Here is a 24,876-nt window from a genome sequence, read left to right as displayed (position 1 = left end):
CCCCACGGCGCCGGGGACCGGCCGTCGGCGTTCGGCGCCCCCGGGGGCCGGCCGTGCACTCGCAGGGGTGACAGGGGAGTGACGCGGGGGTGCAATCGGTCCAACGAGGAGTGCACGTGACCCCACATAGGGTGACATTGACCCCACGTGAGTCTTGGGATCAAGGAGGCACTCCATGCGCGGAGCCACCCACGCCAAGTGGGCCGCATGTGCGGTGGCCGTCGCCCTCGCGGCGACGGCCTGCGGCGGCGGCGACAACGACGGAGGCGGGGGCGGCGGCGCCGGAATCGTCAGCTCCTCGTGGGGTGACCCGCAGAACCCGATCGAACCGGCGAACACCAACGAGGTGCAGGGCGGCAAGGTCCTCGACATGCTCTTCCGGGGACTCAAGCGCTACGACCCGAAGACCGGCGAGGCCAAGAACATGCTCGCCGAGAAGATCGAGACGACCGACAGCCAGAACTTCACGGTCACGCTGAAGGACGGCTGGAAGTTCAGCAACGACGAGCCGGTCACCGCGCAGTCCTTCGTGGACGCCTGGAACTACGGCGCGGACGTCCGCAACAAGCAGAACAACGCGCCGTTCTTCTCCCACATCGTGGGCTACGCCGACGTCCACCCGGAGTCCGGCGAGCCCAAAGCCAAGACCATGTCCGGACTGGTCGTCAAGGACGCCAGGACCTTCACGGTCGCCCTCAAGGACAAGTTCTCCACCTGGCCCGAGACCCTCGGCTACCAGGCCTTCTCCCCGCTGCCCAAGGCCTTCTTCACCGACCACACCGGCTGGCTGAACAAGCCCGTCGGCAACGGCCCGTACCTGGTGGACTCGTACACCAAGGGCACCGGCATGAAGCTGCGCAAGTGGGACGGCTACGCGGGCGAGGACAAGGCGCAGAACGGCGGCGTCGACCTCAAGGTCTACACCGACAACAACACCGCCTACACCGACCTGATCTCCGGCAACCTCGACCTCGTCGACGACGTTCCGGCGCAGCAGCTGAAGAACGTCAAGAACGACCTCGGCGACCGGTACATCAACCAGCCGGCCCTCATCATCCAGACCCTCACCTTCCCGCTGTACGACGCCCAGTGGGGCAAGCCGGGCCTGGAGAAGGTGCGCCGGGGCATCTCGCGGGCCATCAACCGCGACGAGATCACCAAGCAGATCTTCCGCGAGACCCGCACCCCGGCCAAGGACTGGACCTCACCGGCCCTCGGCGAGAAGGGCGGCTTCTCCGCGACGGCCTGCGGCGACGCCTGCGCCTACGACCCGGCCGAGGCCAAGAAGCTCATCCAGGAGGGCGGCGGACTGCCCGGCGGCAAGGTCACGCTCACCTCGAACGTCGACACCGGTTCGCACCGCGACTGGATGGACGCCGTCTGCAACAGCATCAACAACGCGCTGGGCGAGGGCCCGGTCTGCACCGTCAACCCGGTGGGCACCTTCGCCGACTTCAGGAACCAGCAGAGCAGCTTCAAGCTGACCGGCCCGTTCCGCTCCGGCTGGCAGGCCGACTACCCGCTGATCCAGAACTTCCTGGAGCCGCTCTACTACACCGGCGCCTCCTCCAACTACGGGAAGTTCAGCAACAAGGAGTTCGACGCGCTCGTCGACGAGGCCAACCGGGAGAGCGACGCCGCCAAGGCGACCGCGAAGTTCCAGGACGCCGAGAAGATCCTCGCCGAGCAGATGCCCTCCATCCCGCTCTGGTACCAGAACGGCAGCGCCGGCTACTCCGAACGGGTCTCGGACGTGGCCCTCAACCAGTTCAGCGTCCCGGTCTACGACCAGATCAAGGTCAGCTGACCCCCGTACGGATCGATCCTGGAGCAGTCCATGGGACGTTATGTGATCCGGCGGCTGCTCCAGATGATCCCCGTGTTCATCGGCAGCACGTTCCTGATCTTCTTCATGGTGTACGCGCTCGGCGACCCGGTCGCGGCCCTCTTCGGGGACAAGGCCCCCGACCCCGCCACCGCCGCGCGCATCCGCAAGGACCTCTACCTCGACCGGCCCCTGTGGGAGCAGTACCTCCACTACATGGGCCAGATCTTCCAGGGCGACTTCGGCACGGCCTTCAACGGACAGAAGGTCACCTCCCTGATGTCCACGGCCTTCCCCGTCACCCTGCGCCTGACCGTCGTCGCGATCGTCATCGAGATCCTCGTCGGCATCACCCTCGGCGTGGTCAGCGGACTGCGCCGGGGCAAGGCCGTCGACACCACCCTGCTGGTCCTCACGCTCGTGGTCATCTCCGTGCCCACCTTCGTGACCGGGTACCTGCTGCAGTTCGTCCTGGGCGTGAAATGGGGCTGGGTCCGGCCCACCGTCTCCCCGGACGCCCCCTTCGGCGAGCTGATCCTGCCCGGCATCGTGCTCGCGCTGGTCTCCCTCGCCTACGTCACCCGGCTGTCGCGCACCTCCATCGCCGAGAACGTGAAGGCCGACTACGTGCGCACCGCCGTCGCCAAGGGCCTGCCGCGCCACCGGGTCATCACCCGTCACCTGCTGCGCAACTCCCTGATCCCCGTGGTCACCTTCATCGGCACCGACATCGGCGCCCTGATGGGCGGCGCCATCGTCACCGAGCGGATCTTCAACATCCACGGCGTCGGCTACCAGCTCTACCAGGGCATCCTGCGCAACAACTCGCCCACCGTGGTCGGCTTCGTGACCATCCTCGTCATCGTCTTCCTGCTGGCGAACCTGCTCGTCGACCTGCTCTACGCGGTCCTGGACCCGAGGATCCGTTATGCCTGAGCCCGAACGCCCCGAGAGCTACGACCCCGTCGGACCCCGTCCGCACGAGGCGATGTCCCCCACCGGTCAGGGCGGAGCGATGGACCTGGCCCTGGACGAGGCCGAGAGCCTGGAACAGGGCCCCGGGCCCCGGGGAGCGGCCGGCCCCGGCGAGCCCGCGCCGGCCGCCTCCGGCGGACGGGCCCGCTCGCTGTGGTCCGACGCCTGGCACCAGCTGCGCCGCAACCCGGTCTTCATCCTCTCCTCGCTGCTGATCCTCTTCCTGGTGCTCATCGCGATCTGGCCCCAGCTCATCGCCGACGGCGACCCGCTGCGCTGCGACCTGTCCAAGTCGCAGCAGGGCTCCGCCTCCGGACACCCCTTCGGCTACGACACGCAGGGCTGCGACGTCTACACCCGCACCGTCCACGGCGCCCGCGCCTCCATCACCGTCGGTGTCTGCGCCACCCTCGGCGCGGCCCTGCTCGGCTCCGTGCTCGGCGGGCTCGCCGGCTTCTTCGGCCGCTGGAGCGACGCCCTGCTCTCCCGGGTCGCCGACATCTTCTTCGGCATCCCGGTGGTCCTCGGCGGCCTCGTCTTCCTGTCCGTGGTCACCAGCACCACCGTCTGGCCGGTGGTCGGCTTCATCATCCTGCTCGGCTGGCCGCAGATCGCGCGCATCGCCCGCGGCTCGGTGATCACCGCCAAGCAGAACGACTACGTCCAGGCCGCCCGCGCCCTGGGCGCCGGCAACGGCCGGATGCTGCTGCGGCACGTGGCGCCCAACGCCATCGCCCCCGTCATCGTCGTCGCCACCATCGCGCTCGGCACGTACATCGCCCTGGAGGCCACCTTGTCCTTCCTCGGCGTCGGCCTGCGCCCGCCCACCGTCTCCTGGGGCATCGACATCTCCAACGCGGCCTCGCAGATCCGCAACGCCCCGCACATGCTGCTCTACCCGGCGGGCGCGCTGAGCCTGACCGTGCTCGCCTTCATCATGCTCGGCGACGCGGTGCGCGACGCCCTCGATCCCAAGCTGCGCTGAGGAGCCCCGCACATGCTGCTCGAAGTCCGCGACCTGCACGTGGAATTCAAGACGCGCGACGGAGTCGCGAAGGCGGTCAACGGCGTCGACTACGCGGTGGACGAGGGCGAGACGCTCGCCGTGCTCGGCGAGTCCGGCTCCGGCAAGTCGGTCACCGCCCAGGCCGTGATGGGCATCCTGGACATGCCGCCGGGCCGGATCACGGGCGGCGAGATCCTCTTCAAGGGCCGCGACCTGCTGAAGATGAAGGAGGACGAACGGCGCCGGATCCGCGGCGCCGACATGGCGATGATCTTCCAGGACGCACTCTCCTCCCTGAACCCGGTCCTGAGCGTGGGGGCGCAGCTCGGCGAGATGTACGAGGTCCACCGCGGGATGTCCCGCAGGGACGCCAAGGTCAAGGCGATCGACCTGATGGACCGGGTGAGGATCCCGGCGGCGAAGCAGCGCGTGGGGGACTACCCGCACCAGTTCTCCGGCGGCATGCGCCAGCGCATCATGATCGCCATGGCACTGGCCCTGGAGCCCTCGCTGATCATCGCCGACGAGCCGACGACGGCCCTGGACGTCACCGTCCAGGCCCAGGTGATGGACCTGCTGGCCGAGCTCCAGCGCGAGCTGAACATGGGCCTCATCCTGATCACCCACGACCTCGGGGTGGTCGCGGACGTCGCCGACAAGATCGCCGTCATGTACGCGGGCCGGATCGTCGAGGCGGCCCCCGTCCACGAGATCTACAAGGCGCCCGCGCACCCGTACACCCGCGGTCTGCTGGACTCCATCCCGCGCCTGGACCAGAAGGGACAGGAGCTGTACGCGATCAAGGGCCTGCCGCCGAACCTGCTGGCCATCCCGCCCGGCTGCGCCTTCAACCCCCGCTGCCCGATGGCGCAGGCCGTCTGCCGGACCGAGGTCCCCCCGCTCGCGCGGGTCGACGAGGAGCGCACCAGCGCCTGCTTCTTCTGGAAGGAGTGCCTCCATGGCTGAGTCCCTTCTGGAAGTGAAGGACCTGGTCAAGCACTACCCCCTGACCCAGGGCGTGCTGTTCAAGAAGCAGGTCGGCGCCGTCAAGGCGGTCGACGGGGTCTCCTTCGAGCTGCGCGCCGGCGAGACCCTGGGCATCGTCGGGGAGTCCGGCTGCGGCAAGTCGACCGTGGCCAAGATGCTGGTCAACCTGGAGCGCCCGACGGCCGGTTCGATCGCCTACAAGGGCGAGGACATCACCAAGCTGTCGGGGCGCGCCCTGAAGGCGGTGCGCCGCAACATCCAGATGGTCTTCCAGGACCCGTACACCTCGCTGAACCCGCGGATGACGGTCGGCGACATCATCGGCGAGCCGTACGAGATCCACCCCGAGGTCGCCCCGAAGGGCGACCGGCGCCGCAAGGTCCAGGAGCTGCTGGACGTGGTCGGCCTGAACCCGGAGTACATCAACCGCTACCCGCACCAGTTCTCCGGCGGCCAGCGCCAGCGCATCGGGATCGCCCGGGGCCTCGCGCTCCAGCCGGAGATCATCGTCGCCGACGAGCCGGTCTCCGCGCTGGACGTCTCCGTGCAGGCGCAGGTCATCAATCTGATGGAGAAGCTCCAGGACGAGTTCAACCTGTCCTACGTCTTCATCGCGCACGACCTGTCGATCGTCCGGCACATCTCGGACCGGGTCGGTGTCATGTACCTGGGCCGGGTCGTCGAGATCGGCTCCGACTCCCAGATCTACGACCACCCCACCCACCCGTACACCCAGGCCCTGCTGTCGGCCGTCCCGGTGCCGGACCCGGAGGCCCGCGCGTACCGCGAGCGCATCATCCTCACCGGGGACGTGCCGTCCCCGGCCAACCCGCCGTCGGGCTGCCGCTTCCGCACCCGCTGCTGGAAGGCGCAGTCGCGCTGCACGACGGAGGTGCCGCTGCTCGCGGTCCCGGCGGTCTTCCCCTCCGGTCCGGCGGCGCACCCCTCGGCCTGCCACTTCGCGGCGGAGCGGCAGGTGCTCCCGACGCCTCCGCCTTCGCCGGGTCCGCTGACGAAGGGATAGCCGAGGACGGGGACCGATCATTTCCGGCCACCCGTCATGTGCCCGGCACGGATGCCCCGCCTGCCGTCCCCAACGCCGTTTACACGGGGGCAACTTGACCGTTTCTGCCCCGAGATCTGAGGCATGCAGCCTGGGTCCCGTGCGGCCGTGCGGGTGCCGACAGCCGGCCGGGGAGGCGTACAGCCCCTCCGGCCGGCCTCCCCGTGACCCCACGCGTGCGCGGCATGCGCCCCTCGTGCTGCTGGATTTCGACCGATGCGCTGGTACGGAAAGTTATGATCCGTAGCGCACGGTGGGTATGACTCTGCCGAGCACGAATACGCGTACTGATGTGTCCGCTCGACGTGGAGGTGAAACGCCGTGGCACTCTCGATCTCCGCCGTGGTGCTGCTGGGCGTCATCGTCTTCCTGCTGGTCCGCAAGTCGGGCCTGAAGGCGGGGCATGCCGTGGTCTGTGTGCTCCTCGGCTTCTACCTGGCGAGCTCCACCGTGGCGCCGACCCTCAGTCAGCTCACCAACAACGTGGCGACCATGATCAGCGGCCTCAAGTTCTAGAGGTGTCCGGTCCTGGCCGGGCTCCGGCCCCGCCGGCGGAGCACCCCCTACGCTAGGGCGCATGAACGGTCTTCCCGCCCGTCGTCTGCTCCTCGTGCACGCGCACCCCGACGACGAGTCGATCAACAACGGCGTCACCATGGCCAAGTACGCGGCCGAGGGCGCGCACGTCGCGCTGGTGACCTGCACCCTGGGCGAGGAGGGCGAGGTCATCCCGCCCGGCCTCGCCCACCTGGCGGCCGACCGCGAGGACGCGCTCGGCGCCCACCGCATCGGCGAGCTCGCCGCCGCGATGGCCGAACTGGGCGTCCACGACCACCGGTTCCTCGGCGGCCCCGGCCGCTTCCGGGACTCGGGGATGATGGGCGCCCCGCAGAACCACCGCCCGGAGGCCTTCTGGTCGGCCGACGTGGACGAGGCCGCCGCGTACCTCGTGGAGGTGATCCGGGAGCTGCGCCCGCAGGTGCTCGTCACGTACGACCCCGACGGCGGGTACGGGCACCCCGACCACATCCAGGCCCACCGGGTCGCCATGCGCGGCGCCGAACTGGCCGCGGAGAAGGCCTACCGGCGCGACCTCGGCGAGCCGCACGCCATCGGGAAGATCTACTGGAACCGCGTTCCGCTCTCGGTGGTCGAAGAGGGCTTCGAGCGGCTGCGCAGCGCCGTCGGCACGGTCCCCTTCCCGGGGCTCGCCTCGCCGAAGGACGTGCCGGGCGTGGTCGACGACGAGCGGATCACCGCCGAGATCGACGCCGACGAGGCCTACGTGGCGGCGAAGACGGCCGCCATGCGGGCCCACGCCACCCAGATCGCCGTGGACGGGCCCTTCTTCGCCCTCTCCAACGACCTGGCGCAGCCGCTGTTCGCCCGCGAGTACTACGAACTGGCCGCCGGGCGGCCCGGCGTGCCGGCGGGAACGCGTGAACACGACCTCTTCGCGGGGGTGGGAGCGTGACGGGCGCGCTGACGGCGGGGCGGATCGCCGCCTGTCTGGGTCTGTTGGTCCTGGGCGCACTGACGGGCGCGGCCGGCTGGCTCGTGGTGGACCTGTGGTTCCCCGTCGGCCTGCTGCTCGCGCTGCTGGCCCTGTTCGGGCTGTTCCTCGGCGGACGCATCGCGCTGGGGACGGGCCTCGGGGTGGGCGGGGCCGCGGTCGGCTGGTTCCTGTCCTACGTGATGCTCGGCGTCCCGCGCCCCGAGGGCGACTTCCTCCTCAGTTCGTCCGGAATGGGCATGTACGTCTACCTTTTGGGTGGAACGGCTCTCGCTGTGATCTGCGCCACGATGCGCGGCCCGCTGGATCGTCCGGTTTCGGCCGCGGGGCCCGCCAAGTGACGTGGTGTCGGACCTCGTAGGAGTCCGGTACGGGGACCTGCGCGCGGGCTCGCGGGCCGCTTCAGGGGGGTTTGGCGGGGCCTATGAGGAACCCCTGATTCCAGTCGGTCAGTTGCGCGCGGGCCACGGCCAGTATGGTGGACCGGCCGCCGAGCTGCCCGCGCACGGTATGACGGGCGGCGGAGCCAACCGGGAGAACCTGCCTTGAGTCGTGAAACCGACAGTTCGTCCTCCGGGCCCAAGGGGCACGGTGGAGCCGCTTACCCCTCGGGGACGCCACCGTATGGAACCGGCCAGTCCCCGGCCACGAGTGTGCCGCCTGGGCACGGCGCGACGACCGCTCCGGAGGAGAACCCTGTGACCTCGAAGCCGTCCACGCCCGAATCCGACGGGCCCAAGACCGAGACCACCCTGACGACCCGGATCCGGATCAACATCCCGGGTTCGCGGCCGATCCCGCCGGTGGTCGTGCGCAAGTCGATGGGCACCAACTCCGGCTCGTCCGGCTCCGCCCCGGCGGACGCCGGAGCGCAGCAGGAGCAGGAGCCGGAGCCGACGCCCGGGCGGAGCGCCGAACCGCCGCTGCCGTCGCGCCCGAAGCCCCAGCCGACCCGGATCGAGGCCGCGCCGGAGCCGGGCCGCGGCCAGGGACCGGCCGGAGCCCAGGAGGCGGCGAGCAACTGGTTCGCCCCGCGCAAGCCGGCCGCCGCCGCGCCCGCGCCCGCCCCGGCCCCCGCGCCCGCTCCGGCCCCGGCCCCCGCTCCCGGCCAGCCGCCGCTCGGGCAGCGGCCCGCGCCCGCTCCCGGCCAGGCCCCGCTCGGACAGCGGCCCGCGCCCGCCCCCGGCCAGCCGCCGCTCGGGCAGCGGCCCGCGCCCGCCCCGGCTCCCGGCCCCACGCCGCCCCCGCGCGTCCAGGCCCCGCAGCCGCCGGACGCGGCCTACGCGCCGCCGCGCACCCCGCCGCCGCCCGTCGCGGACTACGGGCAGGGCTTCGCCCCGGCCCCCGCGGGCCCGCTGCCCGGCGGCCCGGGCGTCGGCTCGACCCAGGGCTTCCCCGCGTACGGGAGCGGCCAGGGCGACGCCGGACCCAGCACCGAGGCCTTCCCGGTCTACGGCAGCCAGGCCGACGGCGGCCCGGCCGGCCCCACCGGCTTCACCACCGGCCCGGCCGGCGGCCCCATGGGCGGCCCCGGTGGCCCCGGCGCCGGTTCCCCCGTCGGGGAGGCGCCGCGCTGGCCCGGCCCCGAGCTCGACCCGGCGGGGCCCCTCGCCCCGGCCGGACCGGGCCCCGTGACCCCGGCCCAGCCGAAGGCCGACGGCAAGCCCGCCAAGCCCGCGAAGCCGGCCAAGGCCGCCAAGCCCGCCAAGAAGGGCCGCTCCAAGCTGGTCCTGCTCGGCGGCGGCGTCGTGGCGCTCCTCGGCGTGGCCTACGGCGCCGGGCTGCTCCTGAACCACTCCGACGTCCCCAAGGGCACCACCGTCCTCGGCGTCGACATCAGCGGCAGCCGCGACGAGGCCGTCTCCAAGCTCCAGACGGCCTTCGGCACCCGCGCCGGCGCCCCGATCCAGCTCAGCGTCGGCGGCAAGCAGGTCGAGCTGAAGCCCGAGAAGGCCGGCCTGACCCTGGACAGCCAGACCACCGTCCGCAACGCGGCCGGCAGTGACTACAACCCCGTCACGGTCATCGGCTCGCTCCTGGGCAACGAGCGCGTCGCCGACCCCGTGATCCCGGTCGACGAGGAGAAGCTCCAGGTCGCGCTCCAGGAGCTCGCGGGCGCCTCCGGCTCGGTCACCGAGGGCACGATCAAGTTCGACACCGGCAAGCCCGTGGCCGTGCCCGGCGCGCCCGGCACCGCCCTCGACGTGGACGCCTCCCTGGAGAAGGTCGAGAAGGCCTTCCGCGACCAGGTCGCCACCGGCCAGGCCGCAGTGGTCGACCTGCCGGTCACCACCAAGGCGCCGACCATCGACCAGGCCGAACTCGACCGGGCGATGAAGGAGTTCGCGGAGCCCGCGATGTCCGCCAACGCCACGGTCAAGGTGGGCACCAAGTCCGTCCCGTTCGGCAGCAAGTCCCTGCCGAAGTTCCTCAGCATGCAGGCCGTGGACGGCCACCTCACGGAGAAGTACGACCTGGAGGCGCTGAAGGCGGTCTACGGGAACACCTTCGACGGGATCCTGATCACCCGCGGCACCGGCGCCAAGACGCCGGTCACCCCGCAGGACATCGCCGGAGCCCTCACCAAGGCGCTGCGCGGCAAGACCACGGCCGAACGGACCGTGGTCGTCGACACCAACGCCGGCTAGCCGCTCGCGCCCCCCGCCCCGCCCCCTTCGTTTCGTGGGGGGCGGGGCGGGGGCGTCCGTGCAGCGGGCGCGTCAGTTCAGCAGCGCACGCGCGGAAGCGGCCTCGCCGCGGATCCGCGCCGCCGCGCCGGAGTCCACCGCGGCGACGACGTCGGCGTACGCCTCCAGCTCGGCCGCGCCCTCGCGGAAGGCGCCCCGCTCCACCAGCAGCCGCGCCCGCTCGTAGCGCAGCGTCGCCGGGTGCGACGGCAGCAGCAGCGACAGCTCCAGCGCCCACAGGGCCACCCCGGACTGTTCCGGGCGGGTGGCGGCCCAGGCCCGGATGTTGTTCAGGATCCGCAGCACGATGTCCAGCGTCCGGGCCGGTGTCCGCGGGCCCGCCGCCAGCTCCGCCGGCCCCGCGCCCAGGGACGCGCCGCCCGCGAAGGGGTCCACCACCACGCCCTCCTCCGGGTCCCCGAAGCCCACCACGAAGTGCCCCGGCAGACCGAGCCCGTACACCGGCGCGCCCGCCCGCCGGGCCACCTCCAGCCAGACCACGGACAGCAGGATCGGCAGCCCGCGCCGGCGCCGCAGGACCTCGTGCAGCAGCGAGGAGGACAGCCGGTCGTAGTCCGCCGGGGTGCCGTGGAAGCCGAGGCGCCCGCCGAGCAGTTCGCTCACCGCCGAGGCCCACGCCCGGGCGCCCCGCAGCCCGTACGGCAGCATCCCGGCCAGCCGGTCCAGCTCGATCTGCGCCCAGTCCATGGCGCGTTCGTCCAGTTCCGGGTCCGCCTCCGCCGCCAGCAGCAGGCACAGCACCGCCAGGTCCGGCCGCTCCGAGCGCGCCTGCTCCGCGAACTGCTCCCGCCAGACGGACGTCACGCCGCCGCCCGGTAGTGGTGGTAGGCGTGGTGCGTCGCGAAGCCCAGCCCCGTGTACAGCGCCCGCGCCCCCGCGTTGTCCGTCTCGACCTGGAGCCACCCCGCGGACGCGCCCTCCTCCAGGGCCCGCCGGGCCAGCGCGGCCATCACCGCCGTCGCCAGGCCCTCGCGCCGGGACGCAGGATCGACCGTCACCGCCGCGAAGCCGGCCCACCGGCCGTCCACCACGCACCGCCCCACGGCCCGGCCGCCGGGCAGCGCCGCGAACCACACCGACGGCCCCTCGACCAGCATCCGCCGGGCCAGGTCCGGGTCGGTGACCTTGCCGTAGCGCCCGAGCCACTCCTCGTCCGGGACCCGGGTCAGACGTACGTCGCCGGCGGCGGGCGCGTCCACGTCGGCCACCGGCGCCAGCGCCCCGGTCCACACCTCCGCCGACACCTCGGCGGCCCAGCCGCGCCGCTCCAGCTCGGCGCAGAGCAGCTCCTGCGTGCCGGCGGCGCCCGTCGCGGCCTGCACGTAGGCGGGCAGTCCCCGCTCCGCGTACCAGGCGCTCACCCGCGCGAGTGCATCGTCCAGGGGTATCCCCGGATCGCCGAGGGGGAGCACCGAATTGGCCCGGCGGGTGAAACCGGCGGCCGCGCGCAGGGTCCACTCGCCCAGCGGCTCGCTCTCCAGCGGCTGCCAGGACCGCGCTGCGACGCGCGCGAGCTCCTCGAAGGAGGCCGCCGGACCCCGTCGGCGGGCCGGCGCCGGGGGCACGGTCTTGCCCGCGACCAGGGAACCTTCCGCGATCCGGACGCTCTCGCCGTTCTTCTTTGTGATCAGGAGCACACCCTCGGTCCAGGATGTGAGCACCCCGACCGTGTCCGTGAATTCGGGTGATCCGCTCACTCCGGCCTCCACCCGTCGTACAGAGACTCGTTTACCCACGTCAGATGGGGTAATTCGGACCTCCAGCCGTCCACCGGCAGTGAATTCCACAGCTCTGTCCGCCCCTCCTGTTCGGATCGTGCCCGGGAACGGAGATACTAGGGGCGGGCATCGACGACGCCGCGCTCCCGCGCGATATGGAAAGCCCTACCGAGGAGGAACGAGAGCGTGACCTACGTCATCGCGGAGCCTTGTGTCGACGTCAAGGACAAGGCATGCATCGAAGAGTGCCCGGTCGACTGCATCTACGAGGGCCAGCGGTCCTTGTACATCCACCCGGACGAGTGCGTCGACTGTGGTGCGTGTGAGCCGGTCTGCCCGGTCGAGGCCATCTTCTACGAGGACGACACTCCGGAAGAGTGGAAGGACTACTACAAGGCGAACGTCGAATTCTTCGACGAGCTCGGTTCGCCCGGTGGTGCCTCCAAGCTGGGCCTGATCGAGCGTGATCACCCCTTCATCGCTGCGCTGCCCGCCGGCATCAACGGCGAGCACTGACCTATACGGCAGTAGCGCCCCTCGGTCCCGTACGGCCTGCCCGCCGCACGGGACCGAGGCGTTTTCCGCCCCCGCACGCGCAACCAGCACCCAGCACCCAGAGAGAGCAGAGAGCATCGTGGCCGCAGTTTCCGACCGTCTTCCCGCCTTCCCCTGGGACAAGCTGGAGCCGTACAAGGCCACGGCGGCGGCCCACCCCGACGGCATCGTCGACCTGTCGGTCGGCACGCCCGTGGACCCGGTCCCGCAGCTGATCCAGCGCGCCCTCGTCGAGGCCGCCGACTCCCCGGGCTACCCCACGGTGTGGGGCACGGCCGCCCTGCGCGACGCGCTCACGGGCTGGGTGCGCGGCCGCCTCGGCGCGAGCGCCGCCGGACACCGCAACGTCCTGCCCGTCGTCGGCTCCAAGGAACTGGTGGCGTGGCTGCCGACCCAGCTGGGCCTGGGCCCCGGGGACAAGGTCGCCTACCCCCGGCTCGCCTACCCCACGTACGAGGTCGGCGCGCGGCTGTGCGGCGCCGAGGCCGTCGTCTACGACGACCCGACGGACCTCGACCCGGCCGGCGTGAAGCTGCTGTGGCTCAACTCCCCCTCCAACCCCACCGGGCGGGTCCTCTCACAGGAGGAGCTCGTGCGGATCGTGGCCTGGGCCCGCGAGCACGGCATCCTGCTCTTCAGCGACGAGTGCTACCTGGAACTGGGCTGGGAGGCCGAGCCCGTCTCCGTCCTGCACGACGAGGTCTGCGGCGGCTCGTACGAGGGCGTCGTCGCCGTCCACTCCCTGTCCAAGCGGTCCAACCTGGCCGGCTACCGCGCGGCCTTCATCGCCGGTGACGCCGCCGTCCTCGGCGAGCTGCTGGAGATCCGCAAGCACGGCGGCATGATGACCCCGGCCCCGGTGCAGGCCGCCACGGTGGCCGCGCTCGGCGACGACGCGCACGTCGAGGAGCAGCGCGTGCGCTACGCGGCCCGCCGCGCGGCCCTGCGCACGGCCCTGGAGGCGCACGGCTTCCGGGTCGAGCACAGCGAGGCGAGCCTCTACCTGTGGGTGACCCGCGACGAGCCCTGCTGGGAGACGGTCGCCCACCTGGCGGGACTGGGCATCCTGGTCGCGCCGGGTGACTTCTACGGCGAGGCGGGCGCGCGGTTCGTACGCGTCGCCTTCACCGCCACCGACGAGCGCGTCGAGGCGGCGGTCAAGCGCCTCGCGGGCTGAGCCCGTCCGTACACGCCCGAAGGGGCCGGGAGTTCGCACTCCCGGCCCCTTCGGGGTTCCCGCGGTCCTACGGTGATCAGCCGAGCGGCAGACCGCCCGGCAGGCCGCCACCCGGAAGACCGCCACCCGGCAGGCTGCCGGTCAGCGAGCCGACCGGCAGCTCCTGGGCGGAGGGCACGGCGGGAAGGCCGCCGAGCAGACCGCCCGCCTTGCCCGTCACGTCGGCGGCCGGTGCCGGCAGGGTCTGCGCGGCGGCACCCACGGTGTCCACGGCGTCCGTGGCCGTGGCCGAGGCGTCGGCGGTGTCCGGGGCGGTCAGGGTGCCCAGCTGCGGCACGGACTCCAGACCGGCGGCACTGGCCGCGCCGGCCGCACCGACCACGGGCGCTGCCCCGGCTGCGACGAGCAGCGCGGCACGGGCGATCCGGCGGGTCAGGGGGAGGGACATGTTGCTCCTAAGCGGTAGCGGCTGAGTACGCCGTGATTAACCGCTCGCGGGGCGGGTGGAGTTGCGCCCCCCGTGGGTAAAGGATCGGTAACGCATCGTTTAATCGGCTTCCGCGACAAGCGCATTGGGCGCCGCCCACCTGCGCTTCTCTCCATTGCGGGTGCTCACGGCCCCCGAAGTGATCACCCCTGCACGAGTGACGCCTCGTACGCGGATCCGCATCCCCGGTCGCGGCGTCAGCGGGCCAGGAAGATCCGTACCTCGCCCGGCGCGGCCTGGTGGGAGTCCACGGCGCTGCCCTTCGTCCCGGCGCCGCCGCTGCGCCACCGCCCGCCGTCCTTGCCGGCCACCCAGCCCCGCGCGCCGTACGACACCCGGGATATGTCGAGCTCCTTCGCGTGGGCCACCGCCCAGTGGGCCATCGTCCGGCTGCGGCGCGAGGCCGCCTCCCCGCCGTCCCGCTTCTCCACCAGGGCGACCTCGGCCTCCCGGCCGGCCTCGGCCGGCTTCGCGGGCAGGGTGTGCAGCGCGTCTTTGCCGAAGATCCGCACCAGGCCGGCCCGTACCTTCTCCGGATCACCGGGACCCCGGGGCGCGGGACCGCCGCAGTGCACCGAGCCGCCGCCGGCGAACGCCGCCGTCAGCACGGTCGCGTCCGGCTCGTGCTTCGCGTACGCCTGCGGGTAACCGCTGCGCTGCACCTTCTGCGCGGCGACCGTCAGCGGCAGCCGCGAGTACCCGGGCACCTCCACGAGGTGGTCATAGAAGATCCCGGCGGAGTAGACCGGGTCCGTGATCTGCTCCGGGGTGCCCCACCCCTGCGAGGGGCGCTGCTGGAAGAGGCCGAGGGAGTCCCGGTCACCGTGGTCGAGGTTGCGCAGCGCGGACTCCTGCATGGCGGTCGCCAGCGCGATGGTCACGGCGCGGTCCGGCAGGCCCTTGGCGACGCCGACGGCCACTATCGTCGCCGCGTTCGCCGCCTGCTCCGGGGACATCTCGTACGTCCCCTCGCCGCCCGCCGCGTCCGCGTCCGCCCTGCAGAAGGGGGCGCCGCCCCCGCCGTTCGAGGCGCGCTGCACGGCGAAGTAGCCGATCACGGCCATGAGGACGAGCAGGCCCATGGCCGTACGGAGCAGCCTGCGGCGACGAGGACGGGGATCACGGGTCTCGGACACGCGGCCCACCGTACTTGAGGCATATGACGCGTCCACCGGCCGGACGCACGAGGCCCCGCCGCAGCCCGGGGCGTTAGGGTCGGACCATGCCCGAATCCGAGCTGGACCTCACCCTGGACGCCGCCGAGCTGACCGCCCGGCTCGTCGACATCCCCTCCGTGAGCGGCGACGAAAAGGTACTCGCCGACCTCGTGGAACACGCGTTGCGCGGCCTGCCCCACCTCACCGTGGACCGCCTCGGCAACAACGTCGTCGCCCGCACCCGCCTGGGCCGCGCCGAGCGCGTCGTCCTCGCCGGGCACCTCGACACCGTGCCCATCGCCGGCAACGTGCCCTCCCGCCTCGACGAGAACGACGTCCTGTGGGGATGCGGCACCACCGACATGAAGTCGGGCGTGGCCGTGCAGTTGCGCATCGCCGCGACCGTGCCCGAGCCGAACCGGGACCTCACCTTCGTCTTCTACGACCAGGAGGAGGTCGCCGCCGACCTCAACGGCCTCGGCAAGATCGCCGAAGCCCACCCCGACTGGCTGACGGGCGACTTCGCGGTCCTGCTGGAGCCCTCCAACGCCGAGGTCGAGGGCGGCTGCCAGGGCACCCTGCGCGTCCTGCTGCGCACCGCCGGCGAGCGCGCGCACTCCGCCCGCAGCTGGATGGGCTCCAACGCCATCCACGCGGCGAGCCCGATCCTGGCCACGCTCGCGGCGTACGAGCCCCGCAGGCCGGTCATCGACGGCCTGGAGTACCACGAGGGCCTCAACGCCGTCCGCATCGAGGGCGGCGTCGCCAACAACGTCATCCCCGACGCCTGCACGGTGACGGTCAACTTCCGCTACGCCCCGGACCGCAGCGAGGCCGAGGCGCTGGAGCACGTGCGCGAGGTGTTCGCGCACTGCGACATCGCCGAGTTCGTCGTCGACGACTCCTCGCCCGGCGCCCGCCCCGGCCTCTCCCACCCGGCGGCCGCGGCCTTCATGGAGGCCGTCGGCGGCCACGCCATGCCGAAGTTCGGCTGGACGGACGTCTCCCGCTTCAGCGCGCTGGGCGTCCCGGCGGTCAACTACGGCCCCGGCGACGCGCTGCTGGCCCACAAGGTGGACGAGCGGGTCGAGACGAAGGCCATCCTGCACTGCGAGGAACGACTCCGCGCCTGGCTGACGGCCTGAATTCCGCTCCCCGTCACCTTTGTGCGCCTAACCTGATCCAACGATCAGCAGGAGGGAGCACATCATGGGCAACCCCGAAGGCAACGCTCGCCGTCGGCCCGAGGAGCAGCAGCTCGGGCCGGTGCTGAGGAGGCGCGGCCAGGTGCAGGCGGGCAGTACGACGGACCAGCGGCTGCTGGATTCGGCCGGGCCCTCCGAGTGGGTGCACACCGATCCCTGGAGGGTCCTGCGCATCCAGTCGGAGTTCATCGAGGGCTTCGGCACGCTCGCCGAGCTGCCGCCCGCGATCAGCGTGTTCGGCTCCGCCCGCACCGCCCCGGGCACGCCCGAGTACGAGGCGGGCGAGCGGATCGGCCGCGCCCTGGTGGACGCGGGCTTCGCGGTGATCACCGGCGGCGGTCCGGGCGCGATGGAGGCGGCCAACAAGGGCGCCCGCGAGGCCGGCGGCATCTCGGTCGGCCTCGGCATCGAGCTCCCCTTCGAGCAGGGGCTCAACCAGCACGTGGACCTCGGACTGAACTTCCGGTACTTCTTCGTCCGCAAGACGATGTTCGTGAAGTACAGCCAGGGATTCGTCGTGCTGCCGGGCGGCCTGGGCACGATGGACGAGCTGTTCGAGGCGCTGACCCTGGTCCAGACCCAGAAGATCACCCGCTTCCCGATCGTGCTGTTCGGCACGGAGTACTGGAGCGGGCTCGTCGACTGGCTCAGGAACACGGTCATCGCCCAGGGCAAGGCGTCCGAGTACGACCTGATGCTCTTCCACGTCACGGACGACGTGGAGGAAGCGGTGACGCTGGTCAGCAAGGAGGTCGAGGGCGCGGGCGAACACGTCGCCAGGGCGGCCACCGAGGAGGCGGCCCGGGAAGCGGGCGACTAGTCGTCTCCTCCGGATCAGGCCAGCCCCCGGCGGGCGACCGCCGGGGGCCGCAGGCCCTGGATGGAGCGGACCATGTCGAGGATCTGCCGGGTCTCGGCGACCTCGTGGACGCGGTAGACCTGGGCGCCCAGCCAGGCGGAGACGGCCGTCGTGGCCAAGGTGCCCAGCAGGCGCTCCTTGACCGGCTTGTCCAGGGTCTCGCCCACGAAGTCCTTGTTCGACAGGGAGACCAGGACCGGCCAGCCCGTCGCCGTCATCTCGCCCAGCCGGCGGGTCGCCTCCAGCGAGTGGCGGGTGTTCTTCCCGAAGTCGTGCCCCGGGTCGATCATGATCGCGTCCCGGCGGACACCGAGGGCCGCGGCCCGCTCGGCGAGACCGACCGTGACCTCCAGGATGTCGGCCATCACGTCCTCGTACTCGGTCCGGTGCGGCCGGGTGCGCGGCTCCACCCCGCCCGCGTGCGTGCAGACCAGGCCCGCGCCGTGGCGCGCCGCGACCTCCGCCAGCCGGGGGTCCACCCCGCCCCACGCGTCGTTCAGCAGGTCCGCCCCGGCCTCGCACACGGCCTCGCCGACCTCGTGCCGCCAGGTGTCCACACTGATCACCACGTCCGGGTGGCGGCGCCGCACCTCGGCGACGAAGCCGACCGTGCGCCGTGCCTCCTCGGCCGCGTCCACGTGCTCGCCCGGGCCCGCCTTGACCCCGCCGATGTCGATGATCGCGGCGCCCTCGGCCACCGCCTGCTCCACCCGGTCCAGCGCCGGCTCGTCGCGGAACGTCGCGCCCTGGTCGTAGAAGGAGTCCGGAGTCCGGTTCACGATGGCCATGATCACCGGCTCGTGGGTGTCGAACTCGCGCCTGCCCAGTCGCAGCATCCTGCTCTTTCCTCCTTCGGCGGCCCTCGCGCCTCGCTTGCGACCTTAACCTGGTGGCCGGAGTCTCTCAGGGGAGTTGATCGTGTTCTTCTTCTTGATGATCGCGCTGGTCGTGGTCGTGGCGGCGGTCACCCTCGCGGTGATCGGCGGCGGCTCGGAAGCCGTCCTGCCGGAAGCGGAGCCGGACCGGGTGGCGGACGGGCTGCCGGAGACCCGGCCCGTCGTACGGGCGGACATCGACGCCCTGCGGCTGCCGGTCGCGCCGCGCGGCTACCGGATGGCCGAGGTGGACGACGTACTGGAGCGCCTCGCGGCGGAGCTGGCCGAGCGCGACGCCCGGATCGGGCAGCTGACGGCCGCCGTGGCCGCGGCCACCGCGGCGGGCGGCCCGTCGGACGCGCCCGTGCGGACCGACCTCACCAAGGACGGTGAGCGATGACCGGGCCGGTGGCGGGCGCGGACGGGCGGCCGCGCTGCCCCTGGGCGCTGTCCACGCAGGACTACGTCGACTACCACGACACCGAGTGGGGCCGTCCGGTCCACGGCGACGACGCGCTGTACGAGCGGCTGTGCCTGGAGGCCTTCCAGTCGGGGCTGTCCTGGCTGACGATCCTGCGGCGCCGCGAGGGATTCCGTAAGGCCTTCGCCGACTTCGAGATCGCGGCGGTCGCGCGGTTCGACGAGCTGGACGCGCAGCGGCTGCTGGCCGACGAGGGGATCATCCGCAACCGGGCCAAGATCGAGGCGACGCTGGCCAACGCCAAGGTCCTCGCCGGGTGGCAGCCGGGCGAGCTGGACGCCCTGATCTGGTCCCACGCCCCGCAGGAGCCCGGTCCGGCCCCGCTGACGATCACGGAGGTCCCGGCGGTCACCCCCGAGTCCACGGCCCTCGCCAAGGCGCTGAAGAAGGCCGGCATCCGCTTCGTCGGCCCCACGACGGCCTACGCCCTGATGCAGGCCTGCGGCCTGGTCAACGACCACCTGGCCGCCTGCGCCTCCCGCGACCCGGAGTAGACCGGGCCGCGGAGTCGGCGCACGGGGCTCAGCGGCCCAGGTACTTCGGCGGCTGCTTCGCGAGGAAGGCCTGGACCGCGATGCCGTGGTCCTCGGAGGCCCCCGCACGGGTCTGGAGGGTGTCCTCGTGGGCCAGGGCCTCGGCCAGCGAGTGGGAGGCCCCGTACGCCAGGGACTCCTTCAGCGCGGCGTACGCGACCGTGGGGCCGGCGGCCAGGGCGCGGGCGACGGCCTCGGCCTCGGCGTGCAGGGAGTCCGAGGGCACCAGGCGGTTGACGATGCCGAGCTCGTACGCCTCCTGGGCCTTGACCGAGCGCGGGAAGAGCAGCAGGTCCGAGGCGCGGGAGGCGCCGATCAGGCGGGGCAGGGTCCACGAGACCCCGGAGTCGGCGGTCAGCGCCACCCCGGCGAACGAGGTGTTGAAGGAGGCGGTGTCCGCGACGACCCGGAAGTCCGCCGCCAGCGCGAAGCCGAAGCCCGCTCCGGCCGCCACGCCGTTCACCCCGGCCACCACGGGCTTGGGCATCTCGGTGAGCGCCCGCACGATCGGGTTGTAGTGGTCCGCGACCGTGGTCATGGTCAGCGAGGAGCCGGTCTCGCGGTCCGACGCGAGGTTGCCGATGTGCTCCTTGAGGTCCTGGCCCACGCAGAAGGCCCGGTTACCGGCGGCGGTCAGCAGAACGGCCCGTACGGCGGTGTCCGCGGCCGCGGCCTGGACCGCGTCGCGCAGGGCGACCTTGGCCTCGGTGTTCATCGCGTTCATCGCGTCCGGACGGTTGATCGTGATGGTGGCGAGTCCGTCGGTCACTTCGTAGAGCACGCTGTCGGCCATGGCTGGGGGTCCCCCTTCGTCGCGGGCTTGGCTACCGGCCGGTACCGGCCGGTGCAAGGGCCAGCATGGCGGACCGGACGCGGCGCGCACATGTGATGTGTGTCAAAGAAAGCCGAGGGCCGTCGCGTGGTGCGGCGGCGAAGTATCGCAGGCCGCTCCCCGAAATGAGTGGTTTTGGCCGAGCGCGTTGCGCAAGCGTTCCCGTGCGATGTTGGTCATCGGGTCCTGACATGCGGGATAATGGCTGGGAAGCAATGTGTTCGATGCCGGGTACTAGGCGCCTGAATGGGGCCGTCGGCTGACGATGAGCTGGTTTCAGGAAGGGGAACGAGCATGGCGGCCATGAAGCCGCGGACGGGCGACGGCCCGCTCGAGGTCACCAAGGAGGGGCGGGGCATCGTCATGCGCGTACCGCTCGAGGGCGGCGGTCGGCTTGTCGTCGAACTGACCCCTGATGAGGCGGACGCCCTGGGTGACGCCCTGAAGAAGGTCGTCGGCTAAGGCGCTGACCACACTTCTCCACCTGCATTCTCTGCGCTGCCCCGACCGCTAACCCGCGGCCGGGGCAGCGTTGTGTCGCGGCCCGCGACGTCGAAGCGCTACGGGGCGAACCGCCACGGGTCGGACAGCTACAGGCGAACCGCTACGGGTGGGACCGCCACGGGCCGGACGGCGACGCGGTGACGCGGGCTCAGCGGCGCACGGCGCAGAGCAGCCCGTCGCCCACCGGCAGCAGCGCGGCCTCCAGGGCAGGGCTCTCCCGGACGCTGCGCAGCAGCTCGCGGACGCGGAGCACCTCCACCGGCTGGGCCGCGGAGTCGACCGTACGGCCGTCGGAGAAGACCCCCTCGAAGCACACGAGTCCCCCCGGGCGCAGCAGCCGCAACGATTCAGCGAGGTAGTCGAGGGACTCCGAGGGGTCCCCGTCGCAGAAGACGAGGTCGTACCCGCCGTCGGCGAGGCGCGGCAGCACGTCGAGGGCCCGGCCGGGGATGAAACGGGCGCGGTTGCCCGCGAAGCCGGCGGCGCGGAAGGCCTGGCGGGCGAAGGCCTGCCGGTCCGCTTCGGGATCCACCGTGGTCAGGACCCCGTCGGGGCGCATTCCGTGCAGGAGGTGGATGCCGGACACGCCCGTACCGGTGCCGATCTCGGCGACGGCCTTGGCGTCCGCGGTGGCGGCCAGCAGGCGCAGCGCGGCCCCGGTGCCGGGGGAGACCGAGCGCAGGCCCGCTTCCCTGGACCGGTCGCGGGCCCATCGCAGAGCGTCGTCCTCGGCGACAAACGCGTCGGCGAACGCCCAGCTCGTCTGCCGGTTGCCGCTAATGACCCTCTCCTGTCCCCATAGTTGGCGCAACGGTGACTGTATCCGTTGACGCCGGGAACCCGCAGATGGGACCGGGCGTTGTGAGGGGTGGAGGCGGGATAAGAGGGGACGCTGCCGGGCAGATCGACGGCCGGGACCCCTCCGGGGCCTAAGTCTCGCGTAAAGATACTGCAAAAATGCTTATCCGGAGCTGACAGAGGGGGTGGCTATGGTAGGGACTCCACTGGACACCACCAGAGCCGATAGGGGAGGTGCGGCTGCGCCTGTGGATCGTGGGGGCGTGTTCAGACGCCTCTTCTGGTCGGCGGGTGAGCCGAAATCCGTGACCTACATTGCTGACCGCTTCCACACCGCAGACACCGCAACCACCGCGACCTTTGCCGCCGATGCGGGCTCTCAGGCGTGGACCCCTCCTTCATGGGAGGAGATCGTCAGCACGCACAGCGCGCGGGTCTACCGCCTCGCCTACCGTCTGACGGGCAACCAGCACGATGCCGAGGACCTCACCCAGGAGGTCTTCGTCCGCGTCTTCCGGTCGCTGTCCACCTACACGCCCGGCACGTTCGAGGGCTGGCTGCACCGCATCACCACGAACCTGTTCCTGGACATGGTCCGCCGCAAGCAGCGCATCCGCTTCGACGCGCTCGCCGACGACGCCGCCGAGCGGCTGCCGAGCCGTGAGCCGTCCCCGCAGCAGGTGCTGCACGACACCCACTTCGACGCGGACGTGCAGCAGGCGCTGGACACCCTCGCGCCCGAGTTCCGCGCAGCCGTGGTGCTGTGCGACATCGAAGGGCTGTCGTACGAGGAGATCGCCGCCACGCTCGGCGTGAAGCTCGGCACCGTGCGCAGCCGCATCCACCGGGGCCGTTCCCACCTGCGCAAGGCGCTCAAGCACCGGTCTCCCGAGGCCCGTGCCGAGCAGCGCGCGCTGGCGGGTGTGGCGATGGGCGCGCCCGGCGCCGGGGGAGAGGGCGGAACCGAGTGAGCGGAGTCAGTCCGTCCCCCGCCGAACAGCACCTGGGCGACCGCCTCGCCGCCCTGGTGGACGGGGAGCTCGAACACGACGCGCGCGAGCGGGTCCTGGCCCACCTGGCGACCTGCGCCAAGTGCAAGGCCGAGGCCGACGCGCAGCGACGCCTGAAGACCATGTTCGTGGAGAGCGCGCCGCCGCCGCTGTCCGCGGGGCTGCTGGCGCGGCTGCAGGGGCTGCCCGGCGCCGGCCCCGACGGCCCGGCCGGACCCGGGGGACCGCAGGGCCCCACCGGCCCGCAGAGCTCCGATCCCTTCCGGGCGTTCGCGTACGGGCTGCCCGTGGCCGCCCGGCCGCAGGAGCACGGCTTCCGCATCCACGAGGTGGGCCGGTCGCGCCGCCGGTTCGCCTTCGTCGCCGCCGGAGCCGTCTCGCTGGCCGCGCTCGCCCTCGGCGGCGCGGTCCCGCTGGAGACCGTGGAGCCGAACGCCGGCGGCGGGGCCCCCGCGTCCCGGCCCGGCCCCGTCGTGCCCATGGCCGACGCGGTGGTCCGCGACCGCCTGCCCACCCCGGCGGCCGTCCCGACCCTCCTGCCGACCGTGGCGACCCTGCCGCCCCTGCACCCCGCCCCGCCGAGCCCGGCCCGCCCGGTCTCCCTGCTGCGCTGAGCGCGGGGGTGTCCCGTCGCTGCGGCCGGCCGGGAGGACACCCCCGAGACCTGATTGAATCGGCGGCACATGCGCATAGGTACGCGGGGAGCGCCCATGGCCGACAGGCAGCAGACCGATCAGGCTCCGCAGTGGTGGAGCCGGCCCGAGGGCGCGGCCGACGGCCGCCGCGAAGGAGTTCCGGCCCCCAGGCCCGAGGGCGGACCCGAGGATCCGGCCGCGGACCCGCCCCTCCCGTCCCGCGAGGTGCGCTACGACCCCTGGGGCGGGCAGCCCCTCCAGGTCGTGGACCGGGGCAGGGCGCCGCGCGGGATCCGGCTGTGGCAGCTGGCGGCCTGCAGCGCCGCGGCCGCCCTGCTCGCCGGCGGCGTCGGCGGCTACGTCGGCGTGCTCGCCGAACGGCAGAGCAGCACCCGGCTGGAACTGCCGCAGGCCGCCGTGGCCGACAAGGGCCGGGCTCCCGACAGCGTGGCCGGCATCGCGGCCACCGCGCTCCCCGGGGTGGTGACCCTGCACGTGCGGGGCGAGAAGGGCGGCGGGACGGGCACCGGCTTCGTACTCGACCAGCAGGGGCACATCCTGACCAACAACCACGTGGTCGCCGACTCCCGGGAGATAGCGGTCACCTTCAGCACCGGCGAGAGCGTCACCGCCGAGCTGGTGGGCCGCGACTCCGGCTACGACCTGGCCGTGGTCAAGGTCAGCGGGGTACGAGGGCTGCGTGCGCTGAGCCTGGGGAACTCGGAGAACGTGAAGGTCGGCGATCCGGTGGTGGCCATCGGCGCGCCCTTCGACCTGTCGAACACCGTCACCGCGGGCATCATCAGCGCGACCGGCCGCCCCGTCACGGCGGGCGGCGACAAGGGCGACGGCAGCGACATCAGCTACGTCGACGCCCTGCAGACCGACGCCCCCATCAACCCGGGGAACTCCGGCGGCCCCCTCCTCGACGCCAAGGCCCACGTGATCGGCATCAACAGCGCGATCCGCGGCGCGGACAAGGACGACCCCACCCGGCAGGGCGGCTCCATCGGCCTGGGCTTCGCCATCCCCATCAACCAGGGCAAGCGCGTCGCGGAGGAGATCATCCGCACCGGCCGCGCCACCCACCCCGTGATCGGGGTCACCCTGGACCTGGAGTACAAGGGCGACGGAGCCCGGGTGAGGGAGAAGGCCGAGGACGGCTCGCCGTCCGTGACCGAGGGCGGGCCCGGCGCGCGCGCCGGGATCAAGCCGGGCGATGTGATCACCAAGGTGGACGGCCAGCGCGTCCGCGGCGACGACGAGCTGATCATCAAGATCCGGGCCCACCGTCCGGGTGACCGGCTGCGCCTCACGGTGCTCCGCGAAGGCCGCGAACGCACCCTGGACGTGGTCCTCGGATCGGCGAACGGCTCATGAGCACCGGATGACGGGCGGGTGAAACCCCCACGGAGGCGGCACGCAGGTATGGGCCCGAGGACAACGCCGGGTACCGTGTGTCGGGGCCCGAAGTGAGAGAGAGCCGAGGAGCGGCAAGGTGTTCAACGACATAGGCGCACTCGAACTTGTCACGATCGTCGTCCTCGGCATTCTCATCTTCGGTCCGGACAAGCTGCCCAAGGTCATCCAGGACGTCACGGGTGTCATCCGGAAGATCCGCGCGTTCTCGGACAGTGCGAAGCAGGACATCCGCTCCGAACTCGGCTCCGAGTTCAAGGACTTCGAGTTCGAGGACCTGAACCCGAAGACCTTCATCCGCAAGCAGCTCACCGAGAACGAGGACCTCAGGGAGCTCCGCAGCAGCTTCGACCTCCGCAAGGAGCTGAACGAGGTCAGCGACGCCGTCAAGGGCACGGAGACCGCCGTGGCACCGGCCGCCGCGGCCTCCCCGTCCGCCGCCGCCACGCCCGTCGCCGGCGCCCCCGACCTGATGAAGAAGCCCGCCTCCCCGGCCCAGGATCAGCGGGCCCGCTTCGACGCCGACGCCACCTAGGCCACTCTTTCGCCGCCAC

27 protein-coding genes are annotated in these 24,876 nt (G+C 72.2%); 20 read left to right on the top strand and 7 right to left on the bottom strand.

What is annotated here, in order from left to right:
- The first annotated feature begins 175 nt into the window (after positions 1-175).
- The 9 genes from ACF059_RS02695 to ACF059_RS02655 all read left to right on the top strand — a co-directional run bounded on the left by ACF059_RS02695 (position 176) and on the right by ACF059_RS02655 (position 10,017).
- Entirely contained in the window at positions 176-1,807 is a 1,632-nt protein-coding gene (locus ACF059_RS02695; RefSeq protein WP_392050424.1) for an ABC transporter substrate-binding protein, read from the top strand.
- Positions 1,808-1,837: 30 nt separating this feature from the next.
- On the top strand, positions 1,838-2,761 hold the full coding sequence (locus ACF059_RS02690) for an ABC transporter permease (protein ID WP_392050421.1): 924 nt from the start codon (positions 1,838-1,840) through the stop codon (positions 2,759-2,761).
- A complete protein-coding gene (locus ACF059_RS02685; RefSeq protein WP_392050418.1) occupies positions 2,754-3,785 on the top strand; it encodes an ABC transporter permease in 1,032 nt (343 codons plus the stop codon). Before ACF059_RS02690 ends, ACF059_RS02685 begins: the two co-directional genes overlap by 8 nt.
- Positions 3,786-3,797: 12 nt before the next feature.
- Positions 3,798-4,772 carry an ABC transporter ATP-binding protein gene (locus tag ACF059_RS02680; protein ID WP_392050415.1) on the top strand — a complete coding sequence of 325 codons (975 nt, stop codon included), beginning with the start codon at positions 3,798-3,800 and terminating at the stop codon, positions 4,770-4,772.
- Entirely contained in the window at positions 4,765-5,817 is a 1,053-nt protein-coding gene (locus ACF059_RS02675; RefSeq protein WP_392050412.1) for an ABC transporter ATP-binding protein, read from the top strand. The genes ACF059_RS02680 and ACF059_RS02675 overlap by 8 nt, the downstream gene beginning before the upstream one ends.
- A 360-nt stretch (positions 5,818-6,177) precedes the next feature.
- Positions 6,178-6,372 carry a hypothetical protein gene (locus ACF059_RS02670; protein ID WP_360900724.1) on the top strand — a complete coding sequence of 65 codons (195 nt, stop codon included), beginning with the start codon at positions 6,178-6,180 and terminating at the stop codon, positions 6,370-6,372.
- A gap of 61 nt (positions 6,373-6,433) precedes the next feature.
- Complete coding sequence (mshB, locus tag ACF059_RS02665) at positions 6,434-7,330, top strand: N-acetyl-1-D-myo-inositol-2-amino-2-deoxy-alpha-D-glucopyranoside deacetylase (protein ID WP_392050408.1); 897 nt, start codon at positions 6,434-6,436, stop codon at positions 7,328-7,330.
- Positions 7,327-7,710 (top strand): DUF6113 family protein, encoded by a 384-nt coding sequence (locus ACF059_RS02660; RefSeq protein WP_392050406.1) that lies wholly within the window; start codon positions 7,327-7,329, stop codon positions 7,708-7,710. Before mshB ends, ACF059_RS02660 begins: the two co-directional genes overlap by 4 nt.
- A 357-nt stretch (positions 7,711-8,067) precedes the next feature.
- The gene (locus tag ACF059_RS02655; RefSeq protein ID WP_392050403.1) at positions 8,068-10,017 is read left to right on the top strand and encodes a peptidoglycan binding domain-containing protein; all 1,950 of its coding nucleotides are present in this window, start codon (positions 8,068-8,070) and stop codon (positions 10,015-10,017) included.
- A 72-nt stretch (positions 10,018-10,089) separates the two neighbouring features.
- Here the strand turns inward: ACF059_RS02655 and ACF059_RS02650 are convergent, their stop codons facing one another.
- Complete coding sequence (locus tag ACF059_RS02650; protein ID WP_392050400.1) at positions 10,090-10,881, bottom strand: transglutaminase-like domain-containing protein; 792 nt, start codon at positions 10,879-10,881, stop codon at positions 10,090-10,092.
- Positions 10,878-11,864, bottom strand: coding sequence for a GNAT family N-acetyltransferase (locus tag ACF059_RS02645; protein WP_392050397.1), 987 nt, complete (start codon positions 11,862-11,864; stop codon positions 10,878-10,880). The genes ACF059_RS02650 and ACF059_RS02645 overlap by 4 nt, the downstream gene beginning before the upstream one ends.
- Before the next feature lie 117 nt (positions 11,865-11,981).
- Between ACF059_RS02645 and fdxA the strand changes: the two genes are divergently transcribed.
- Both fdxA and dapC read left to right on the top strand, forming a co-directional pair.
- Complete coding sequence (fdxA, locus tag ACF059_RS02640) at positions 11,982-12,311, top strand: ferredoxin (protein ID WP_030713714.1); 330 nt, start codon at positions 11,982-11,984, stop codon at positions 12,309-12,311.
- A 118-nt stretch (positions 12,312-12,429) separates the two neighbouring features.
- Positions 12,430-13,527 (top strand): succinyldiaminopimelate transaminase, encoded by a 1,098-nt coding sequence (gene dapC / locus ACF059_RS02635; protein ID WP_392050395.1) that lies wholly within the window; start codon positions 12,430-12,432, stop codon positions 13,525-13,527.
- 76 nt (positions 13,528-13,603) lie between these two features.
- On the opposite strand, the gene ACF059_RS02630 is transcribed toward dapC, so the two are convergent.
- Both ACF059_RS02630 and ACF059_RS02625 read right to left on the bottom strand, forming a co-directional pair.
- Positions 13,604-13,975 (bottom strand): ATP-binding protein, encoded by a 372-nt coding sequence (locus tag ACF059_RS02630; RefSeq protein ID WP_392050392.1) that lies wholly within the window; start codon positions 13,973-13,975, stop codon positions 13,604-13,606.
- Between the two features lie 236 nt (positions 13,976-14,211).
- On the bottom strand, positions 14,212-15,150 hold the full coding sequence (locus tag ACF059_RS02625) for a hypothetical protein (RefSeq protein WP_392050389.1): 939 nt from the start codon (positions 15,148-15,150) through the stop codon (positions 14,212-14,214).
- Between the two features lie 86 nt (positions 15,151-15,236).
- Between ACF059_RS02625 and dapE the strand changes: the two genes are divergently transcribed.
- Both dapE and ACF059_RS02615 read left to right on the top strand, forming a co-directional pair.
- A complete protein-coding gene (dapE, locus tag ACF059_RS02620; RefSeq protein WP_361953185.1) occupies positions 15,237-16,316 on the top strand; it encodes a succinyl-diaminopimelate desuccinylase in 1,080 nt (359 codons plus the stop codon).
- 64 nt (positions 16,317-16,380) lie between these two features.
- Positions 16,381-17,196 carry a TIGR00730 family Rossman fold protein gene (locus tag ACF059_RS02615; protein WP_361953182.1) on the top strand — a complete coding sequence of 272 codons (816 nt, stop codon included), beginning with the start codon at positions 16,381-16,383 and terminating at the stop codon, positions 17,194-17,196.
- Positions 17,197-17,210: 14 nt separating this feature from the next.
- Here the strand turns inward: ACF059_RS02615 and folP are convergent, their stop codons facing one another.
- Positions 17,211-18,071 carry a dihydropteroate synthase gene (folP, locus tag ACF059_RS02610; protein WP_392050386.1) on the bottom strand — a complete coding sequence of 287 codons (861 nt, stop codon included), beginning with the start codon at positions 18,069-18,071 and terminating at the stop codon, positions 17,211-17,213.
- A gap of 76 nt (positions 18,072-18,147) precedes the next feature.
- Between folP and ACF059_RS02605 the strand changes: the two genes are divergently transcribed.
- Both ACF059_RS02605 and ACF059_RS02600 read left to right on the top strand, forming a co-directional pair.
- Positions 18,148-18,510, top strand: a complete 363-nt coding sequence (locus ACF059_RS02605; protein WP_360903453.1) for a DivIVA domain-containing protein — start codon at positions 18,148-18,150, stop codon at positions 18,508-18,510.
- Positions 18,507-19,085, top strand: coding sequence for a DNA-3-methyladenine glycosylase I (locus tag ACF059_RS02600; protein WP_392050383.1), 579 nt, complete (start codon positions 18,507-18,509; stop codon positions 19,083-19,085). Before ACF059_RS02605 ends, ACF059_RS02600 begins: the two co-directional genes overlap by 4 nt.
- A 28-nt stretch (positions 19,086-19,113) precedes the next feature.
- On the opposite strand, the gene ACF059_RS02595 is transcribed toward ACF059_RS02600, so the two are convergent.
- Positions 19,114-19,917: an enoyl-CoA hydratase/isomerase family protein gene (locus ACF059_RS02595; protein WP_392050380.1), complete on the bottom strand. Its 804-nt coding sequence runs from the start codon at positions 19,915-19,917 to the stop codon at positions 19,114-19,116.
- Between the two features lie 333 nt (positions 19,918-20,250).
- On the opposite strand from ACF059_RS02595, the gene ACF059_RS02590 reads away from it, so the two are divergent.
- A complete protein-coding gene (locus tag ACF059_RS02590; RefSeq protein ID WP_003966491.1) occupies positions 20,251-20,418 on the top strand; it encodes a DUF3117 domain-containing protein in 168 nt (55 codons plus the stop codon).
- A 190-nt stretch (positions 20,419-20,608) separates the two neighbouring features.
- Here ACF059_RS02590 and ACF059_RS02585 read toward each other — a convergent pair whose 3' ends face one another.
- A complete protein-coding gene (locus ACF059_RS02585) occupies positions 20,609-21,271 on the bottom strand; it encodes a class I SAM-dependent methyltransferase (protein WP_360903462.1) in 663 nt (220 codons plus the stop codon).
- A gap of 178 nt (positions 21,272-21,449) precedes the next feature.
- On the opposite strand from ACF059_RS02585, the gene sigE reads away from it, so the two are divergent.
- The 4 genes from sigE to ACF059_RS02565 all read left to right on the top strand — a co-directional run bounded on the left by sigE (position 21,450) and on the right by ACF059_RS02565 (position 24,857).
- The gene (gene sigE / locus ACF059_RS02580) at positions 21,450-22,229 is read left to right on the top strand and encodes an RNA polymerase sigma factor SigE (RefSeq protein WP_392050377.1); all 780 of its coding nucleotides are present in this window, start codon (positions 21,450-21,452) and stop codon (positions 22,227-22,229) included.
- Positions 22,226-22,882: a zf-HC2 domain-containing protein gene (locus ACF059_RS02575; protein WP_392050374.1), complete on the top strand. Its 657-nt coding sequence runs from the start codon at positions 22,226-22,228 to the stop codon at positions 22,880-22,882. The genes sigE and ACF059_RS02575 overlap by 4 nt, the downstream gene beginning before the upstream one ends.
- A 96-nt stretch (positions 22,883-22,978) precedes the next feature.
- Positions 22,979-24,283, top strand: a complete 1,305-nt coding sequence (locus ACF059_RS02570; protein ID WP_392050371.1) for a S1C family serine protease — start codon at positions 22,979-22,981, stop codon at positions 24,281-24,283.
- 118 nt (positions 24,284-24,401) lie between these two features.
- Positions 24,402-24,857, top strand: a complete 456-nt coding sequence (locus tag ACF059_RS02565) for a sec-independent translocase (protein ID WP_392050368.1) — start codon at positions 24,402-24,404, stop codon at positions 24,855-24,857.
- Positions 24,858-24,876: the final 19 nt, after the last annotated feature.

This window comes from Streptomyces sp. NPDC016562 (genome assembly GCF_043076955.1).
Classification (GTDB): domain Bacteria; phylum Actinomycetota; class Actinomycetes; order Streptomycetales; family Streptomycetaceae; genus Streptomyces.
Note: the sequence above shows the minus strand (reverse complement) of the source record. Positions and strands in the feature narration are given on the sequence as shown.

Coding starts and splice junctions, on each gene's coding strand:
- ACF059_RS02685 (WP_392050418.1), top strand. CDS start 2,754: ATGCCTGAGCCCGAACGCCCCGAGAGCTACGACCCCGTCGGACCCCGT.
- ACF059_RS02675 (WP_392050412.1), top strand. CDS start 4,765: ATGGCTGAGTCCCTTCTGGAAGTGAAGGACCTGGTCAAGCACTACCCC.
- ACF059_RS02680 (WP_392050415.1), top strand. CDS start 3,798: ATGCTGCTCGAAGTCCGCGACCTGCACGTGGAATTCAAGACGCGCGAC.
- ACF059_RS02615 (WP_361953182.1), top strand. CDS start 16,381: ATGGGCAACCCCGAAGGCAACGCTCGCCGTCGGCCCGAGGAGCAGCAG.
- mshB (WP_392050408.1), top strand. CDS start 6,434: ATGAACGGTCTTCCCGCCCGTCGTCTGCTCCTCGTGCACGCGCACCCC.
- ACF059_RS02570 (WP_392050371.1), top strand. CDS start 22,979: ATGGCCGACAGGCAGCAGACCGATCAGGCTCCGCAGTGGTGGAGCCGG.
- ACF059_RS02695 (WP_392050424.1), top strand. CDS start 176: ATGCGCGGAGCCACCCACGCCAAGTGGGCCGCATGTGCGGTGGCCGTC.
- ACF059_RS02630 (WP_392050392.1), bottom strand. CDS start 13,975: ATGTCCCTCCCCCTGACCCGCCGGATCGCCCGTGCCGCGCTGCTCGTC.
- dapE (WP_361953185.1), top strand. CDS start 15,237: ATGCCCGAATCCGAGCTGGACCTCACCCTGGACGCCGCCGAGCTGACC.
- ACF059_RS02595 (WP_392050380.1), bottom strand. CDS start 19,917: ATGGCCGACAGCGTGCTCTACGAAGTGACCGACGGACTCGCCACCATC.
- ACF059_RS02690 (WP_392050421.1), top strand. CDS start 1,838: ATGGGACGTTATGTGATCCGGCGGCTGCTCCAGATGATCCCCGTGTTC.
- ACF059_RS02590 (WP_003966491.1), top strand. CDS start 20,251: ATGGCGGCCATGAAGCCGCGGACGGGCGACGGCCCGCTCGAGGTCACC.
- ACF059_RS02600 (WP_392050383.1), top strand. CDS start 18,507: ATGACCGGGCCGGTGGCGGGCGCGGACGGGCGGCCGCGCTGCCCCTGG.
- sigE (WP_392050377.1), top strand. CDS start 21,450: ATGGTAGGGACTCCACTGGACACCACCAGAGCCGATAGGGGAGGTGCG.
- folP (WP_392050386.1), bottom strand. CDS start 18,071: ATGCTGCGACTGGGCAGGCGCGAGTTCGACACCCACGAGCCGGTGATC.